Annotated in this window: 14 protein-coding genes and 3 pseudogenes; 9 read left to right on the top strand and 8 right to left on the bottom strand. The window is 41.7% G+C overall.

The window, feature by feature from the left end:
* The first annotated feature begins 17 nt into the window (after positions 1 to 17).
* The 3 genes and pseudogenes from AC2VE5_RS04480 (at position 18) to AC2VE5_RS04470 (ending at position 2,402) form a co-directional block, all read left to right on the top strand.
* On the top strand, positions 18 to 272 hold the full coding sequence (locus tag AC2VE5_RS04480; protein ID WP_486886578.1) for a SemiSWEET transporter: 255 nt from the start codon (positions 18 to 20) through the stop codon (positions 270 to 272).
* Complete coding sequence (locus tag AC2VE5_RS04475; protein ID WP_486886577.1) at positions 269 to 1,915, top strand: B12-binding domain-containing radical SAM protein; 1,647 nt, start codon at positions 269 to 271, stop codon at positions 1,913 to 1,915. Before AC2VE5_RS04480 ends, AC2VE5_RS04475 begins: the two co-directional genes overlap by 4 nt.
* An 11-nt stretch (positions 1,916 to 1,926) precedes the next feature.
* Positions 1,927 to 2,402 (top strand): annotated as a pseudogene (locus tag AC2VE5_RS04470) (pentapeptide repeat-containing protein).
* 57 nt (positions 2,403 to 2,459) lie between these two features.
* Here the strand turns inward: AC2VE5_RS04470 and AC2VE5_RS04465 are convergent.
* Positions 2,460 to 3,398 carry a glycosyltransferase gene (locus tag AC2VE5_RS04465; RefSeq protein ID WP_486886576.1) on the bottom strand — a complete coding sequence of 313 codons (939 nt, stop codon included), beginning with the start codon at positions 3,396 to 3,398 and terminating at the stop codon, positions 2,460 to 2,462.
* A 145-nt stretch (positions 3,399 to 3,543) separates the two neighbouring features.
* A complete protein-coding gene (locus tag AC2VE5_RS04460) occupies positions 3,544 to 3,756 on the bottom strand; it encodes a hypothetical protein (protein WP_486886575.1) in 213 nt (70 codons plus the stop codon).
* A gap of 333 nt (positions 3,757 to 4,089) precedes the next feature.
* Here AC2VE5_RS04460 and AC2VE5_RS04455 point away from each other — a divergent pair.
* The 3 genes and pseudogenes from AC2VE5_RS04455 (at position 4,090) to AC2VE5_RS04445 (ending at position 5,721) form a co-directional block, all read left to right on the top strand.
* A pseudogene (locus AC2VE5_RS04455) lies at positions 4,090 to 4,516 on the top strand (hypothetical protein).
* A 117-nt stretch (positions 4,517 to 4,633) separates the two neighbouring features.
* Entirely contained in the window at positions 4,634 to 4,960 is a 327-nt protein-coding gene (locus tag AC2VE5_RS04450) for a hypothetical protein (RefSeq protein ID WP_486886574.1), read from the top strand.
* Entirely contained in the window at positions 4,960 to 5,721 is a 762-nt protein-coding gene (locus tag AC2VE5_RS04445; RefSeq protein WP_486886573.1) for a glutathione S-transferase family protein, read from the top strand. The genes AC2VE5_RS04450 and AC2VE5_RS04445 overlap by 1 nt, the downstream gene beginning before the upstream one ends.
* On the opposite strand, the gene AC2VE5_RS04440 is transcribed toward AC2VE5_RS04445, so the two are convergent.
* From AC2VE5_RS04440 to AC2VE5_RS04430, 3 genes are all read right to left on the bottom strand, one after another.
* Complete coding sequence (locus AC2VE5_RS04440) at positions 5,718 to 8,696, bottom strand: tetratricopeptide repeat protein (protein WP_486886572.1); 2,979 nt, start codon at positions 8,694 to 8,696, stop codon at positions 5,718 to 5,720. The two genes, AC2VE5_RS04445 and AC2VE5_RS04440, sit on opposite strands and share 4 nt — an antisense overlap.
* Before the next feature lie 209 nt (positions 8,697 to 8,905).
* On the bottom strand, positions 8,906 to 9,538 hold the full coding sequence (locus AC2VE5_RS04435; RefSeq protein WP_486886647.1) for a DUF938 domain-containing protein: 633 nt from the start codon (positions 9,536 to 9,538) through the stop codon (positions 8,906 to 8,908).
* Positions 9,528 to 10,004 carry a thiol-disulfide oxidoreductase DCC family protein gene (locus AC2VE5_RS04430; RefSeq protein ID WP_486886571.1) on the bottom strand — a complete coding sequence of 159 codons (477 nt, stop codon included), beginning with the start codon at positions 10,002 to 10,004 and terminating at the stop codon, positions 9,528 to 9,530. Before AC2VE5_RS04430 ends, AC2VE5_RS04435 begins: the two co-directional genes overlap by 11 nt.
* A gap of 285 nt (positions 10,005 to 10,289) precedes the next feature.
* On the opposite strand from AC2VE5_RS04430, the pseudogene AC2VE5_RS04425 reads away from it, so the two are divergent.
* The 3 genes and pseudogenes from AC2VE5_RS04425 to AC2VE5_RS04415 all read left to right on the top strand — a co-directional run bounded on the left by AC2VE5_RS04425 (position 10,290) and on the right by AC2VE5_RS04415 (position 12,641).
* Positions 10,290 to 10,967: pseudogene (locus AC2VE5_RS04425) on the top strand (SDR family NAD(P)-dependent oxidoreductase).
* A 48-nt stretch (positions 10,968 to 11,015) separates the two neighbouring features.
* On the top strand, positions 11,016 to 11,720 hold the full coding sequence (locus tag AC2VE5_RS04420) for a glutathione binding-like protein (protein WP_486886570.1): 705 nt from the start codon (positions 11,016 to 11,018) through the stop codon (positions 11,718 to 11,720).
* A 45-nt stretch (positions 11,721 to 11,765) separates the two neighbouring features.
* Positions 11,766 to 12,641, top strand: coding sequence for an alpha/beta fold hydrolase (locus tag AC2VE5_RS04415; RefSeq protein ID WP_486886569.1), 876 nt, complete (start codon positions 11,766 to 11,768; stop codon positions 12,639 to 12,641).
* Here the strand turns inward: AC2VE5_RS04415 and AC2VE5_RS04410 are convergent.
* The 3 genes from AC2VE5_RS04410 to gyrA are packed head-to-tail and all read right to left on the bottom strand — an operon-like array spanning position 12,634 to position 17,415.
* Positions 12,634 to 13,251: a Uma2 family endonuclease gene (locus tag AC2VE5_RS04410; RefSeq protein WP_486886568.1), complete on the bottom strand. Its 618-nt coding sequence runs from the start codon at positions 13,249 to 13,251 to the stop codon at positions 12,634 to 12,636. The two genes, AC2VE5_RS04415 and AC2VE5_RS04410, sit on opposite strands and share 8 nt — an antisense overlap.
* Positions 13,252 to 13,265: 14 nt before the next feature.
* Positions 13,266 to 14,813: an apolipoprotein N-acyltransferase gene (gene lnt, locus AC2VE5_RS04405; RefSeq protein ID WP_486886567.1), complete on the bottom strand. Its 1,548-nt coding sequence runs from the start codon at positions 14,811 to 14,813 to the stop codon at positions 13,266 to 13,268.
* Positions 14,791 to 17,415, bottom strand: a complete 2,625-nt coding sequence (gene gyrA, locus AC2VE5_RS04400; protein WP_486886566.1) for a DNA topoisomerase (ATP-hydrolyzing) subunit A — start codon at positions 17,413 to 17,415, stop codon at positions 14,791 to 14,793. Before gyrA ends, lnt begins: the two co-directional genes overlap by 23 nt.
* Positions 17,416 to 17,444: the final 29 nt, after the last annotated feature.

The raw sequence follows: 17,444 nt of genomic DNA, 5'->3' as shown, positions 1-17,444 counted from the left end.
TAGTTGCAACTGTTTAAATGGATTTGATTACAATTTTAGGATTAGTTGCAGGTACGCTCACAACTTTCGCTTTCTTACCTCAATTAATTAAAATATGGCAAACTAAATCTGCTAAAGATATATCTTTTAATACCCTAATTATTTTTAATTTAGGTATTTTCCTCTGGCTGATTTATGGGATTTATCTCAATGCTTTGCCAATTATTCTAGCTAATTTATTTACTTTGATTTTCAACATGATAATTGTATGGCTTAAAATTAAATATAAGTGATATCTAGTTTTAAAAATATTGTGACTGCCTTTGCTGCTGAAAGACTGCTATTTACTCCAGCTACTCCCGACACCGACGCTATCGATACTATTTTTGCCTTCCCCAACGAATACACGGTAGGCATTACTAGCTTAGGCTATCAAGTAGTGTGGGCTACTTTGGCAATGCGCTCGGATGTAGCTGTTAGTCGCTTATTTACTGATATCCACGAACAGTTACCTCGTTCGCCTGAATTAGTTGGGTTTTCTTGTTCTTGGGAGCTAGATTACGTTAATATTCTCAATTTGCTTGAATCTCTCCAAATCCCGATTCGAGCCGCCCATCGAGACGAAAATCATCCTTTAGTTTTTGGTGGGGGTACGGTATTTAGTGCTAATCCCGAACCTTTTGCCGATTTTTTTGACATTATTTTGTTAGGTGATGGCGAAAATTTGTTAGATAACTTTTTAGACGCATACAAGCAAGTTAGAAATGCCGATAAAAAGACGCAATTAATTCATCTCGCACAAATACCAGGAGTGTATATTCCGAGCTTGTATGAAGTAAGTTATCAAGATGGAACAGGCGCTATAGAGTCAATTCAACCTGTGACAAATAAAATCCCTAACTATGTAGATAAGCAAACTTATCGAGGTAATGTTTTATCAGCTTCAACTGTAGTCACCGAAAAAGCCGCCTGGGAAAATATCTACATGGTGGAAGTGGTGCGTAGTTGTCCTGAAATGTGCCGTTTTTGTCTGGCAAGTTATTTAACATTACCGTTTCGCACCGCAAGTTTGGAGTCTTCTTTAATTCCGGCAATTGAACGCGGATTGGCTGTAACTAATCGATTAGGGTTGCTTGGTGCGTCGGTTACTCAGCATCCAGAATTTGCAACTTTGCTTGATTATTTAAGTAAACCTCAGTACGATCATGTGCGTTTAAGCATTGCCTCGGTGCGTACAAATACAGTTACCCAAAAACTAGCAGAAACTCTAGCAAAACGAGATACGCGATCGCTTACAATTGCCGTAGAAAGTGGATCTCCTCGTATTCGCCAAATTATCAATAAAAAACTAAATAACGATGAAATTATCACTGCTGCAATCAATGCTAAAGCAGGCGGATTAAAGGCTTTGAAGCTATACGGAATGGTAGGCGTACCTGGGGAAGAATTAGCAGATGTCGAGCAAACTGTAGCGATGATGAGGTCGATTAAAAAGGCTGCTCCCGGTTTGCGCTTAACGCTAGGATGCAGCACATTTGTACCGAAAGCCCATACGCCTTTTCAGTGGTTTGGTGTCAATCCTCAAGCTGAGAAACGCTTGCAGTTATTACAAAAACAGTTGAAACCCCAAGGTATAGATTTTCGCCCAGAAAGCTACAATTGGTCGGTTATTCAGGCACTATTATCTAGAGGCGATCGCCGTTTGTCTTATTTGCTAGAATTAACGCGGCATTATGGCGATTCTTTGGGTAGTTATCGCCGTGCTTTTAAGCAGTTGCGGGGGCAAATTCCAGACATGGAGTTTTATGTTTACAAAACTTGGTCGAAAGAGCAAATATTACCTTGGGAACACTTGCAAATAGCTCTACCAAAATCTAAGCTAATCGAGCATCTAGCAACGGCAGAAGCGGAATTTAGTTTATTAGCAGCCAGTTGAATATTAGATAAATCCTAACTCAAAATCTCGCTCAAATAAGTAGAGATTTTTTAGAACAACCGCCACAAAAACGCCTGCTAATTCTCAAGGAAATTGGATTAGCTCGTTATGCAGATTTTTTAACTATCATGCCGCTTACAGAAGCTAATATAGTCTGTATATTGCGCTTTTTAGCAATCCTAGTAAAGCTAAGTTTCCCAATTTGCAAGGTGCGGATTTATCTGGTTTGGTTTTGGATGGCGCGAACTTTATTCGCGGTGATTTATCTGGCGCAAACTTGAGTGGTAGTAGCTTAGTTGATGCAGATTTAATATTTGCCAATTTTACTAAAGCAAATTTGAGTAATGCTAATTTGCAAGGCGCAACTCTAAATGAAACTATGTGGCATAACGCATTAGTAAAAAACTGCAACTTTGGGACAGGTATTGGTATTACAAATAACCAGCGCCAAGAATTATTAAGTTGCGGTGCGATATTTAATAATTGACTGGGATTTTTGCAATTTATTTGTAGCGTATGCGATCGCAAATATCGGAATATTTTGTTAATTTAGTTCTGGCTGATAGGTCGGTGTTACAATCACGGCTATAACTTTAGACAACAAAGAAAACTTGAGACGAACTCGTCGGTGCTTAGAAGTGTCATTTTTGATGTATCTCCAAAGTAACTTGCCCGCTTTTATACCTTTTTGTCGTCTAGCAGGTTCTTCAAATACTTTATTGATTAGATACTGGTAAAGAGAAGCTAAGCTTTCCTTTTTTTGATACTGTATGTCTTGAGGGGCTTGGCTGTAATATTGGTTGATAATTCGCAGACTTACAGCTTCCATCTTAAAAACGTTGCTTGATGCGGAAGTAGAAGTTATGCGGTATAAAATTTGAGGAGATGGGACAACGACGAAATGATAAAGGGCTGCTAACCTTAAGTACATATCCCAATCCTCCGCAGGGGTAAATGACTTATCGAAGCCACCTACTTCGCTTAAAGCTTGGGCGCGAATCAATACACTAGAACCATTAGCTAAAAAATTACTTTTCAATAGTTCTGCATACACATCTCCGTTTGCAGTGCTATGAAATCCTCCTCTTAAAAATTGACTATTTTCATCAATATGGTCAGTCCAACTATACGCCACTCCTGCTTGAGGATTCTCTTGCAAGGCTTTTAATTGAGTTTCTAACTTGTCAGTAGTCCAAAGATCGTCTGCATCTAAAAAGCTGATAAACTCGCCCCTAGCTTGAGAAATTCCGCGATTGCGACTATCTGCTACCCCAGCATTGGGATAAGAAAATACTTCTAAACGCGGATCTTTGATACTGGTAACAATATCCAAAGTTGAGTCTTGGGAACCATCATTAACTACAATTATTTCTAAGTTTTTCCAAGTTTGATTTAAAACTGATTCAATGGTTTCTTGAATAGTTTTTTCACTATTAAAAGCTGGAATAATTACAGAAACTAGCGGCGGAGTTGTTAACGTCATTGTGTCTATCTATGCTGCGCGCAATAGTAAGGCTATTGCATCTGAACTAATTTACCAAAATTAAAATATATATTACCATTGACACCCCCACTCCTTGAAGATTTGCATAAGGATGAGAGTGTCAAAAAATAACAATATCTAGCAACTAGAACTTAATGAAGGACTCTGACGATGGTTCTGTTGATGGTAGTTGGTAGAAAAATAGTAAGAAGATCAGCGAGTAGAGAGAAATCTTTTTGTTTGATAAGGTGGGATGGGGGGATAAAGTTTTTCTATCCCTGACTTTGGGTGCGATCGCCCCAAGCATCCAACTACCAAACAACATCATGGTAGCAAAGGCTATGAAAGATAGAAGCATAAAGCCTCCTGTTTGTAAAGATGTGCAGTAAGTTGTCTTACTACGCATAAGCTAACAATAAAAGCAAGCAACCGCAATATTTATTAACGAAAATTGTAAATTGTAACGCTTAGATACAAGCTTCTCAGAAAGCTACTAGAGGTAACATCAGTTAAAATCTTTGCAGCGAAACCATAGTGAGATTTTGTAGCTGTTAAAGAAATATGAGAAAAAATAGAGTTATTCAAGGGAAAATAAGTTGTAGTGTTAGCTCTAGAAAAATTTGCGGTGGCGATATAGCAAGGAAGTATTTGGGAATGATAGCTATTGAGAACACTTTATAGCTAAAAAATCATGAGCAGACCTCTAGGCATAGCCTTACTTCTATTAGGACTCTACTTTCTAGGACAGAATATCATCTTTGCTACTCATACCAAGTTGCGTTCTAAAAAATCATCCTTAATTCAGGAAAAGTGGCTATACCCCAGGAACCCTGCTGCTATGTCGGAGCGCAACTTAGTATCAGTATTCTCCTTATTTTTGGCGAGATATTCCGGCGGATGCTTCAGTTTTAGCAATTATGAGCGGAATTATCAGCTTGCTATTTTTTCCTAGACAAACGGGGAACTTAGGCTGGATTTTATTAGGATCGGGGGCGATTTTGGTATTTTTGAGTGGAGGGGTAATTTTAAAACCAACTAGCTTGTGGAACTTTGTTATTGCCTTTTCTGCTTTAGCTAGCGGGTTTCAGTTGATAACTCAAGGAAGGATTAGATTTTAATTTTTATGGAAAATACCTTTGATCGTTGGCTTGATTGGTTAACCGTATTTGGTTATGTGGGGTTTACAGTTTTTATAATATGGCGCATTGTTGCCACGAAATAGAAGCAGTGTATTTATGGACGCGATCAAATATTTTGTAGGATTGGTAATATTTTCAAGTATTGGTTCGTTTTTGATTGTAGATGCGACTTCTTTTGCCAGATTAATAGGTAAAACTAATAATCATCTCTTGTTTTCAGACTTCCTAAGACTTGTGATTTTAGCGGGAATGGCTGCAATTGGTTTTCTCCTTGCCAAGGAAACCTTTACTAAACCCAACGATGGGATAGTATTTTTAGTGGTAGGCGCGATCGCATCTTTGGCTATATATGCGCTAGGAATCAAGCGGAGAAAGGCTGAGACAAAAAAATCCGCAATCAGTAAGCAAGGAAGTTTTAAATAATGAATCAGTTAGCAACCAATCGCCTAATAACTATTGCTGTTAGCCATTATTGTGAAAAAGCACGATGGGCGCTGGATTGGTTGAAGATTCCTTATGTAGAAGAAAGCCACGTACCAATTTTTCATCGTTTGACTACCCGGAGGTATGGGGGTAAAAGCGTTCCGGTTTTAATCACCCCAACAGGTGTTTTTAAAGACTCAACGGATATTTTGCATCATCTTGATGCGACTTCTCAACCGCCGCAGCATTTATATCCTACCGATCCCCAGCTACGTCAAGAAGTAGAACAACTTGAGGAATTATTTGACAATAAGTTAGGCGTACATATTCGTCGTTGGGGATATCATTATCGAGGAGTAGATAGCCGCGAAGCCATGCGGGAAATGTGGTTTGGAGGTACGCCTAAGCTCGAACAAATTGGATTTGAGATTGCTTTTCCGCTAATGAGTCGTGTAGTTCGCCGTGTTTATGATGTTTCCGCCGCTAATGCTGCTAGTTCTTTGCAAGAAATTAAGCAAATTTTTGCGCTAGTGGGGGAGCGTTTAGCCGATGATAAGCGCGGGTACTTAGTTGGCAATAGTTTTAGTGCGGCTGACTTGACTTTTGCAGCTTTGGCGGCTCCGATTTTACGACCAAAAAATCATTACACTACACAATTTCTACGGAAGGAAATAGATCCGCAAATGGCAGAAGTAGTTTTAGAATTGCGTCAAACAAAAGCCGGGAAGTATGCACTGCGTCTTTACCGCGAACACCGCTAAGCAACCAATTTTTGAAAGCGGGGAGAATTGGCAATTTCTGCAAAGTCTGGTTCGGTTTTTGCGTCTTCTTTGTATTGAGGATTTAGTTCAATTGCCTTTTGCAAATTCTCAACAGTTAACTTCAATTGTCCTTGGAGAGCGTAAGAGAGCGCCTTGTTGTAGTAGGCAGGGGCGTAGGTGGCGTTAATCGCCAAAGCTTTGTCAAAGCTTGTTAAGGCTTCTTCATCACGCTCTAATTGCACGAGTAAATAACCCTTAGAGTTCCAAGCTTTGTAGGAATTGGGGTTGAGTTCGATAGTTTTATCAAAGGATGCGATCGCATCTTCGTATCTTTCTAGCACTTCTAAAGCCATACCCCGATTTAACCAAGCTACCGCATCCTTTGGCTGAATTTGGACGGCGCGATCGAAAGCTTCATAAGCTTCTTGGTGGCGTTGGAGTTTGCCCAAAGCTACGCCTTTATCTACCCAAGCTTGATGATAATTAGGCAAGTATTTGATGGCGTTGTCGTAAGATGCGATCGCCTGATCGTACTTTTTCATTCTTGCTAACACGATTCCGCGATGAAACCAAGCCAAATGATTATCAGTTTGAGTTTTTACTACATTGTCAAAAGAAGAAACCGCATCCTCGTACCTTTTTAATTCTTTGCAACTTAGCCCCCGATAGTACCAGCTATCAGGATTAATAGGGTCAAGTTCGAGTTCATTGTCAAAGGATGCGATCGCATCTTCGTACTGTTTTAGGTGCCAAAATGCCATACTGCGATCATGCCATACTTCTGGGCGATCGCGGTTGATTGCTAAAGCCAGATCGAATAATGCGATCGCGTCTGAGTAATTTTCTGCTTGTAGCTGCGCCTTCCCTTCATTTATATAGTCTTCTGGATCGAGAAATAATTGCGGATGATTAGATTTAAGCTTTTCTATTTGCTCTGTTAGCGGTTGAATTGTTTGAGTTACTTTCTCAAAGGCTACTTCTACCATCGATTCAGGAATATTACTTGCTAATTGCTGCAATATCTGCTCTTTTTGAGCTTGAGCATCTAGCTGGACCTGCTCTAATTCTGCTGCTAGTTTATCTTCTAGGGTATTTAATTTATTTACAGTTATATCCTTGCGGTTTTGAATTTCTATCTGTAAAGCCGTAAGTTGGGTAGCAAGATCTGTTTCTAATTTTTTTACACTTTCTGCTGCTTGATTTTCCTGCAAGTGGATTGTTGTTTGCGACTTTTCTACTTGACTTGCAAAATTGGTTTCTAGAGCTTTTAAGTTTTGCAAGTCTGCTTCCAACTGCGCTTGCATTTTTATTTGGTACTGAGCAACTTGAGCAATAATGTCAAAGTGCAATTGCTCTAACTGTTTTAAGCTTACGTCTTGTTGGTTTTGAACTTGCTGCTTTGCTTGAGCTTGAATTTCTGCTAACTGTGGTGCTAGTTCTGAATCTAGATTGCTTAAATTTTGCTTAATTACATCCTGCTGCTTTTGCGCTTCTAGTTTTAGCTGCGATATTTCTTGAGCAACTTCGTTTTCGATTTTTTTTAGGTTGGCTAAAGCTACATTTTTTCGTTCTTGGGTTTCTCCTTGAATATTAGCTAACTGCTTGTTTAAATCTGTTTGAGTTTGTTGAAAGCTTTGTAATATTTTATTTTTTTCTTGCTCTAATTCTGATTTAAATTGTGGAGCAAGCTCTCGTCCTAAATTCTCTATATTTTGGACTAAAGAACTTTGACTACTTGCAGTTGCTATTTGCAATTGGCTAAGACGCTCTGTAAACTCTGATTCTGCGCGTTGAAAACTTTGCAGAACAATATCTTTTTGTTTTTGCAACTCTGTCTGTAGCTGAGGAGCAAGCTTGGCTCTTGACTGTTCTAAGTTTTGAATTAGCAACTTTTGTCTAGTTTCTGCTTCTATTTGGAGATTACTTAATTGCTCAATAAAGTCTGCTTCCGACTGTTCTATATTGTGCACGGCTAGATCTTTTTGCTCTTGCAAAGCCGTTCTAATTTGCGGAGCAAACTCTGTATTTAACTGTCTGAGGTTTTGCGTTAACAAATTATGTCTAGTATCTATTTCTATTTGCAACTTCTTGAGCTTATCTGCAAATTCTGCTTCTAATTGTTGGAGATTTTGACTAATTTGCTCTTTTTGCCATTGCAAATCTGCTTGCAGGCGATTGGGGAAATCTTCCCCTAGTTTTTCTAAGTTTTGAATTATTGATTGTTGCCTTTCCTCGGTTTTAACTTGCAATTGATTCAAAGCTTTAATGAATTTTGATTCTGATTGTTGAAGACTTGCTACTACTTCATCTTTTTGCTGCTGAAGCTTAGTCAATTCTTGGGGAAGTTCTGCTTTTAACTGAGTTAAATCTTTGAGGATTAAAAAGTGTTGCTTTTGCGCTTCATTCTGCAATTCTTGCAAGCGTTCTACAAAGCCTGATTCTGATTGCTCTAAAGTATATTTTGCTCTATTAATTTGAGTTTCTAAGTTTGCTAATAGTTGCTGTTTAGAGCGTGAAAACTCTACTTGATGCTTAGATAGCTGCTCTTTTTGGGCAGCTATTTCTTGATATAAGTCGTCAGCATCACTATTTAGCTCGTCGGCGGTATCTTGGGCAGAAACTATTGTATTTTCAACCGCGATACTAGCTTCAGCAAGTTTTTTTTCTAATTCTTTAAGTTCGTACAGATTAGTTTTAACAACTTCAGCTAATTGTCTGACTACCTTGCGCCGGATTACAAATAAAGTAGCGATCGCAATTACCAATAGCAATACTAAAACGCCCAGCAAAATATTAAAGAGAGTAACGGTGCGATTAAATTCTCTACTATCTTGGGCTTGCACTAGCGAGTTTTCCGCTTGAGGCGGGTTTTGTTGCGCCAAAACTGGGGAAACCCCCATAGAAAGTACGCCCAAAGACAACAGGAAAGTAATACTGTTACGCGGTATTGAATAATGTGTAAGTTTGCGCTTCATTAAGAGCCTCCCTTGCCTATGAGCCAGATTGAGAAATCGCCGATCTTGGAGGAGGTGGTAACGTTGCCCAAGCACTTGAGATCCCCCCTAACCCCCCTTAAAAAGGGAGGAAAATATCTCGTATCCGCCCTTTTTAAGCAAGAGTGCAACTATTGGATACCAATCAAAAGATTTTCAAAACATCCTCTTAATTTTAAGATAAACAATTCTTACTCTATCAATGTCTCTAGTTGAAAGATAACAGAAAGGTTGTTTGCAGGCATAGCAACGGTTTTAACTAAAGTAAGTTGCTTGGATTTCGCCACAGCTACTACTTCATCTAAATCTCTTACCCCCCAATGAGGGTTTTGGACACGCAGGCTTTCGTCAAAGGCTGCATTACTGGGCGCTGTATGCTTTCCGCCGCGAGTAAAAGGACCGTAAAGATACAAAATACCGCCCGGAGGCAAAATCTGCCCCGCGCCTGCCATCAAGCCTAAGCAAGCTTCCCAAGGGGCAATATGAATCATATTGATATTGGCGATCGCTCTAATGGGTTCTACGTTACCCAATTTCCAATTTGGCTGACAAGCATCTAAAGCAATTGGCGGGTACAAGTTTTCGACATTAGTGTAGCTTCTCCAGGCGTTAATACTAGCTAGGGCTAAAGGATTGGGATCGGAAGGTAGCCATTTGCGGGGTTGCAAACGGGGGGCAAAAAATACCGCGTGTTCTCCCGTACCGCTAGAAACTTCCAAAACTGTGCCAGTAGGGGGCAATACTTCCAAAAGTATTTCTAAAATTGCCTCCCGGTTGCGCTCAGTGGCAGGCGCGTATTGTCTAGCGTCAGAATTATTCACCAGTTTTACAGCGCCCTTCTAGGTTACATTCAATGCGTTTTTGGCGATTGGCAATAATTGTTTCTAAGTCCGATCTTCCGGTGAGTTTGAGCCGCCAATCAGCCCAAATACCATATAAACTATCAGCCACAAAGCCAATTATTGGTAGCTTGGTTATAGCGTAAATCCACCCCATCCCCAAAGCCTCGTAGACGCGGCGAAACACCTCTACATTTTTAACAATCGTACCGTCTGGTAGTACAGCATGGATTCTGCCCATTGCGGTTTCAAAGTCAACACCGCCATTATCTTCAGGGTTATAGAAGTCGTCTGCAATATCTACAAAAGCTACCAATCCTCTCCCAGCATCCCGTTTTTGCAAAAAGTTGACTTCTCGCAAGCACAAAGGACACTCCCCATCGTAGAGGAGCTTAATTCGCCAGGGTTGTGTAGCTATTGATTCTTGAGACTGTGTTTTCGACGAGAGCATAATGTTTAGATATGTAACTATCTTTTATTTTAAGAAAAATTAAGCGCTCAGAAAATTACAACATCTTAGAGCAACGGCTAACAGAGAAGGAATTTATTTGCGATCAATACTCGATTGCTGATATTGCTCATTTTGGCTGGTTGTACATGGCAAATTAAAGGCTTGATAACTTAGAGCATTTTCCTCATCTTACTGCTTGGTACGATCGCATTGCTGCTAGGCCCGCCGTTGCCAAAGGCGTTACAGTACCCGCTCCCTCACCATTTGCCTAAATCTGGAGGAATTATGACCACAGCTTTAATTGTCGGTGCAGGTAATGGATTGAGCGCTTCTTTAGCCCATTTGTTTGCATCTGAAGGCATGAGCATTGCTTTAGCTGCTCGTCAGACTGATAAACTCAGTCAGTTGTGTAAGGAAATTGGTGCTGTCAGTTTTGCCTGCGATGCCTCGAAAATAGAGGATGTACAGCAGTTATTTATTGATGTCGAAAGTCAATTAGAGTCGCCAAACGTTGTAGTTTATAACCCCAGTTGGCGGATAAATGCCCCTTTTATAAACCTAAATCCAAAGGATGTTGCCAAAGCTATAGAAATCACTGCTTTTGGTTGATTTTTGGTTGCGCAGGAAGCTGCAAAACGGATGTTGCAGCAAGGAAATGGAGCAATTTTATTTACTGGCGCTTCAGCCAGCGTCAAGGGCTATGCTAAGTCTGCTCCTTTTGCGATGGGAAAATTTGCCCTGCGCGGTTTGGCGCAAAGTATCGCCCGCGAACTAGCGCCGCAAAATATCCATGTTGCTCATTTTGTCATCGATGGCGCGATCGCACCTCCAGCAACAGATAATTCTGCTGATAGTATGCTCGACCCCGATGCGATCGCTCAAACCTATCTCCATATTCTCCGCCAACCCCGGAGCGCTTGGACGTGGGAAGTTGAACTACGTCCTTGGGTAGAACGTTTTTAAGCAGATGCGCGATGTATTGGAAGTAAGACAATTTAAGGAAAATAACTCATGATCGATCTTTACTACTGGACAACACCAAACGGTCACAAAATTACGATGTTTCTAGAGGAAGTGGAATTACCTTACAACATCATTCCCATCAATATCGGCGCTGGCGACCAATTTAAGCCAGAATTTCTAAAAATCGCTCCTAATAATCGGATTCCGGCGATCGTTGACCGCAAACCCGCAGATGGCGGCGAACCTATATCTGTATTTGAATCGGGAGCAATCTTACTGTATTTAGCAGAAAAAATTGGCAAACTCATTCCTACGGATTTGCGCGATCGCGTAGCAGCTTTAGAATGGTTATTCTGGCAAATGGGCGGCTTAGGACCTATGGCTGGGCAAAATCACCATTTCAACCGTTACGCACCAGAAAAAATCCCTTATGCGATCGATCGCTACGTTAATGAAACCGGACGCTTGTATGCCGTGCTAAATAAGCAGTTAGAGGCAAAAGAATTTGTTGCTGGCACTTACTCTATTGCAGATATTGCGTCTTATCCTTGGATTGCAGGCTACGAGATGCAAGGTCAAAATTTAGATAATTTCCCTCACCTCAAGCGGTGGTTTGAAGCAATTAAGGCGCGTCCAGCAACTATTCGCGCTTATGAAAAAGCAGAAGCGTTTAAGGATCAACCCCTCGATATTGAAAAGTCACGGCAGTTATTATTCAACCAGTCCGCAAATACAATTGGCGGCGGCGCGTAGTATTCCAAGAAACTAGAGAAACAACATTACGATTATTAATAAAATATGTTTCCTCGTTTTTTGCCTTACGCAGTTAATCTACTGCAAGAAAACACCTCCATAGCTTTAGCAAAAAGTATCAAGCGAGAGCAAATTAGGACTCCCCTAAGCCAAAATGCGATCTCAACTGCTTACGTTTGCCAAGGTACAGGAACGCCAATACTCCTACTACATGGTTTTGATAGTTCTGTATTAGAGTTTCGCGCCCTTTTCCCTCTACTTGCTGCCTACAACCAAACGTGGGCGGTCGATTTATTAGGTTTTGGGTTTACCGAAAGGTTACTAGAAATTGATTACAATCCCAGTACCATCAAAACTCATCTATATTCCTTTTGGAAAACGCTAATTAACCGCCCAGTAATGCTAGTTGGTACTTCTATGGGCGGTGCAACGGCTATAGATTTTACTGTTACTTATCCCCATGCTGTTGAAAAACTGGTATTGATAAATAGTGTCGGTTTTAGTGGAGATTTTTCTTTAGGCAAATTGTTATTTCCGCCGCTAGATTACTTAGCAATTGAGTATTGGCGACAGCGCAAACTCCAAGCATTATTTTTAGGTAGTAACTTTGGTAATCTAAAGCCTGGGGAAATTGAAGCGATTAGATGCGCGGTATTGCACTTAGAAATGTCTAATTGGCAAACAGCAATGATGAGTTTTACTAAAAGTGGCGGTTATAGTGACTTAGTAGAAAAAATTGCCCAAATTAACACGCAGACATTAATCTTATGGGGCGAATTGGATGAGACATTGCCTAAAATAGACGCAGAGAAGTTTAATAAAGCGATTCCACATTCTCAGTTAAAATGGCTTGATTGCGGTCATGTTCCCCATTTAGAGCGATCGCAAGTTGTAGCAAATCAGTTGCTCAATTTTAAGTAAGCATTCCGGCATTAAAAACTTGCGCGGCGGTCAAATTTAAGTCTTTTAAAGTCGGTGACTCAATAACTTCGCTACCTCGAAATTGACTAACTTGATACTCGTCCTCAACTAAACTATAAACTGAAATTGTTGGCTGTTTGGGGTTGCCTATATACCGTTTACCGCCCAAACCTAAGTAGTCTACAATCCAGTATTCAGGAATACCCAAAGTTTCGTAATCTACAAGCTTGTGTGCGTAGTCAGTGCGCCAATTAGTGCTGACAACTTCAGTAACTAGAGGGAGCGATGCGCCTTTAGTAATAGTAGAGAATTTTTCCCATAGCGGTTCTTCTGCTAGAGAAGAACTATCTACTAAAATTACATCTGGTGAGTAACTGGTGTCATTTTCTGGTGCTTTGATCATTACTTGCTTAGGGATAAAGTAGGGAAGCTGCAAGCGTCTAAATTCTAAAGTTAGTTCTGTAGCTAAAAAGCCAGTAATTTGCTCGTGCTTTCCCGTAGGCTGCATCTCAACAATTGCTCCCTTGTGCAGTTCGTAACGTCCACCTTCTGGCTTCCACTCTAGGAACTCTGTAAGCGTTATTAGCGTAGATAAGGCTTGAACAACCATAGCTTATACTGTCTCTACTTTTTACTTGTTGAATCTCTACTACTATTAAAGGCGATCGCCAAACCTATCAAGCTCAGCGTTAATAGTAACAACATTAACCAATCTCCAGCACGCACGTACAATGTTTTTGTTTCTCGGCGATAAATAGTTGCAGCGTGTAATTGGTAAGTATTGAGCTTAGATATCCACTCCGTTTTGCCGTGAGGATCGACAATTCCAGAATAACCAGTATTTGTTGCTCGTACTGCCCAGCGATCGCTTTCAATTGCCCGCATTACGTCTTGAGCGTGGTGCTGAGCGGGCATTGCGGGGCTGTAGTGGGCGTTATTGGCAGCACTGAGGATCAATTGACCACCCAGTGCTGTTTGGCGGCGTAAATGCTCAGAAAAGGCTGATTCATAACAAATACTTGCGATCGCGCGTCCAAAGGGTGTATCAAATACTTGGTTGTCTGCGCCTGCAACTTGATGAGCTTCTAAAGGAGAAAGGCGATCGATTAATGTTCCTAAAACTTCAGCAAACGGAATATACTCGCCCAAAGGTACTAACTTTACTTTGTTGTAGCGGCTGTAAACTTCCCCTGTACCTGTAAGCGTAAACAAACTATTTGTATAGCTGCTCCCTTGTTCTCCAAAGCCTCCCAGCCAAGCAACAACGCCTTTTTCTTGCACCGCCTGGTAGAAAGAACTACCCAGTATATCTCGCCAAAACAAAGGTAAGGCTCCTTCAGGGGTTAAAACTGCCTCAACTCCTTGGTCAGCAAGAGTTTTATAGCCCGTAGTATAACCTTCAAGCGCGCGACGTAAACCACCTGCATAAAGCTTAATTTCGTTAGGAATATTACCTTGAATAATCCCAACTTTTAATGCAGTTTCTGGCGGTTGAATTAGTGGCTGACTGGCTAATCCCCACCCAATTAAATGCAATCCGATTAATAAAGCAATGGCATAACTTAAATAGCCTCTATGACGGTGAAGCCAAGCTTCGGCAATCAATAAGTTAACCGTGGCTAAGGCGGCGGTTATCGCTGTAGTTCCCGATATTTGACCTAAATGTAAAATTGCTAAGTTGTGGGGGCTTTGGGTATAGGCTAATGTAGTCCACCACAACGCGCCCTTGCTCCAAAGGCTTTCTAAACCGCACCATAGGGTTGTACCAATTAAAATGCGGAGGGGAAAAGTTAAACTTTTCCCCAAAAAAGTCATGCAAGTTGCCCAAATCGCAACTAAAGCTGCTCCCCATAGTGTGAGGAATATCCAACAAAAAGCTGCGATCGCTAAACTAGCAAGCCAGGGTACTCCCATCCATGTCATAGGATGAATACCTGTAATCCACCAAATTGCTACACTGTGATAGCCAATTCCCCACAGCAAGCCACAAAGGAAAGTATTAGCTGTCGCTTCGACAATAATTACCCATAACGGTGCTAAAGCAATCCACGCTAGAAACCATGCACCAACAGGTGCAACAGTTAAACCCATTAACACCCCAGCGCCTAGAGCAATAAATAGGGGGAGAAAACCCCCCAATTTTATTTGCTTACTCTGCCTCAACTTCATCATCAATGACATTAGGCGGTACTAAAGCAACATCTGCGATCGCATCATCTTCATCCAATCGTTGCACTCTTACCCCAGTTGCTGTTCTCGACTGCGTAGGAATGGCGTTGACGGTTTGACGGATAATAATCCCGCGACTTGTTACCATCATGAGTTCATCATCAGCGTTGACAACCCGGAGGGCGGCAAGTTTGTCTTGTATTTTGCGGGGTTTAAATTTGGTGGCAATTTTCCCCTTAGTTGCCCGGTTGTACAGTTTGAACTGCGCTACAGGTACGCGCTTTCCATAGCCGCCCATAGTAATAATTAACACCCAAGGTCCCGTACCCTCAGTAACCGTTACTTCTTCACCTTCAGCAATTTCTAATTCAGTTTCTATAACGTCTACTTCAGTTTCCGTAATGTCTACTTCTTCAATTTCTACTTCTTCCGCCTCGGTATCTAATACGGGCAAAGTAGCAAGAACTGCACTGGGCAATATATCCATCCCAATTAGCTCGTCTCCAGCTTTGAGCTTCATCGCTCTTACGCCGCGAGTTGCTCTCCCTAGAGGGCGCAGTTGTTCTTTATTAGTTCTAAAGTGAATTGCCATCCCAGAGCGAGAGCCGATAATGATACTGTCTTCATTTCTTGCTCGCCTTACCCACCGCAATTGATCGCCATCTTCTAGAGAAATAGCAATTAATCCATTCGCCCGAATGTTACTAAAAGCTGCTAGTTCAGTTTTTTTGATGTAACCGTTGCGAGTCAACATTACCAAGTATTCATCGCTAGTAAATTCGCTGACTGGAACGATGGAGGTAATTTTTTCATTTCTGGGGATGGGCAACATCTGGACAATTGGCGCACCTCGGCTAGTGCGCGATGCAGCAGGAATTTGATAAGCCTTGAGGGAATACACTACACCGCGATCGCTAAAAAATAGTACGCTGTCATGATCGCAGCAAGTCAGAAAATGCTCGATCCCGTCATCTTCTTTAATTTTTGCTCCAGCTTTACCGCGCGTTGCTCTACTTTGCGCCTCAAAAGTGCTTACAGGCATCCGTTTGATGTAACCTTGCTCCGTGAGCAAAATTAAAGCTTTTTCATTGGCGATTAAGTCAATGTCTCCGAGTTCCCCCAAGTCTGGCTCAATTACTGTCCGTCTGGGGGTAGAGTGGGTAGCTTTGATTTGCTCGACTTCGGTTTCAACGATTTCTAAAATCCGTTCGCGTCTTGCCAATATATCTTGCAAGTCGGTAATTTGCGTTTGCAAATCATCGTGTTCGTGGCGGATTTTATCAGCTTCCAATGCTGTCAAACGGCGCAGTTGCATCTGCAAAATTGCGTCGGCTTGTTGCTCGCTAAGCGAGTAAGAGTCAATTAGCTGTACTTTAGCTGTCGGTGAATCGGCGGCTTGACGAATTGTAACAATAATTGCATCTAAATTAGCTAGAGCAATTAGCAAGCCTTGCAGCAGATGATCTCGTTCTTCCGCTTTGCGCAATTCGTAACGAGTGCGGCGGGTAATTGCCTCAATCCGAAAGTCTAAAAATACCTCTAAAAACTTCTTAATTGTTAGCAATTGAGGATCGTTATTGACCAGCGCCAACATATTTGCGCCAAAGTTTGCCTGCAAAGGTGTTTGCTTGTACAGGTTGTTTAGCACTACGCGGGGATAGGCATCGCGCTTTAGTTCTATAACTATTCGCATCCCATCGCGATCGCTTTCATCCCGAATATCGGCAATTCCTTCGAGGCGCTTTTCGTTCACCATTTCGGCGATTTTTTCGATCAGCGCTGCCTTATTTGTCTGGTAGGGCAATTCGGTGATAATAATCGCTTCTCGGTCTGGACGACCTCTTTGTTCGACGGTTTCAATTGCTGCAACCCCGCGCATACAAATTGAGCCGCGCCCAGTAGTATAAGCTTCTTTAATTGCTGCCGTACCTAGGATCTGCCCTCCCGTGGGGAAGTCAGGACCAGGAATGTACTGCATCAACTCCAAATCGGTAATTTCTGGATTGCGAATTAGCGCAACTAACCCTTCAATCAATTCGCTCAAGTTGTGGGGAGGAATATTTGTTGCCATCCCAACAGCAATTCCCGAAGAACCATTAAGCAACAACTGAGGAATTCGAGCAGGTAGTACGGTGGGTTCTTGCTGCGAACCATCAAAGTTATCGGTAAAATCTACCGTTTCTGCTTCTATATCCCGTAATAGCGAGTCTCCCGTCAATGACTGCAAGCGACATTCGGTGTATCGCATGGCGGCGGGTGGATCGTTGTCTATCGAGCCAAAATTACCATGCCCGTTGATCAGAGGCGATCGCATGGAAAAGTCTTGCGCCATCCGCACTAAGGCATCGTATACCGCCGTATCTCCGTGGGGGTGATACTTACCCAATACTTCCCCGACGACACGGGCGCACTTACGAAATGGACGATCTGCTGTTAGTCCTAGTTCGTGCATTGCGTAAAGAATGCGGCGATGCACAGGTTTCAGACCATCCCTGGCATCTGGAAGCGCCCGACCTACAATTACGCTCATCGCGTATTCTAGGTAAGACCGGGACATTTCATTACGCAAATCGGTGGGGATAATCCTCTCCTGAGAGGTCGTCATAGCTCAAAAAGCTCCAAAAATCTGAGATT

This window comes from Aliterella sp. E5.1 (genome assembly GCF_057473825.1).
This window is presented reverse-complemented; position numbering and strand designations above follow the sequence as displayed.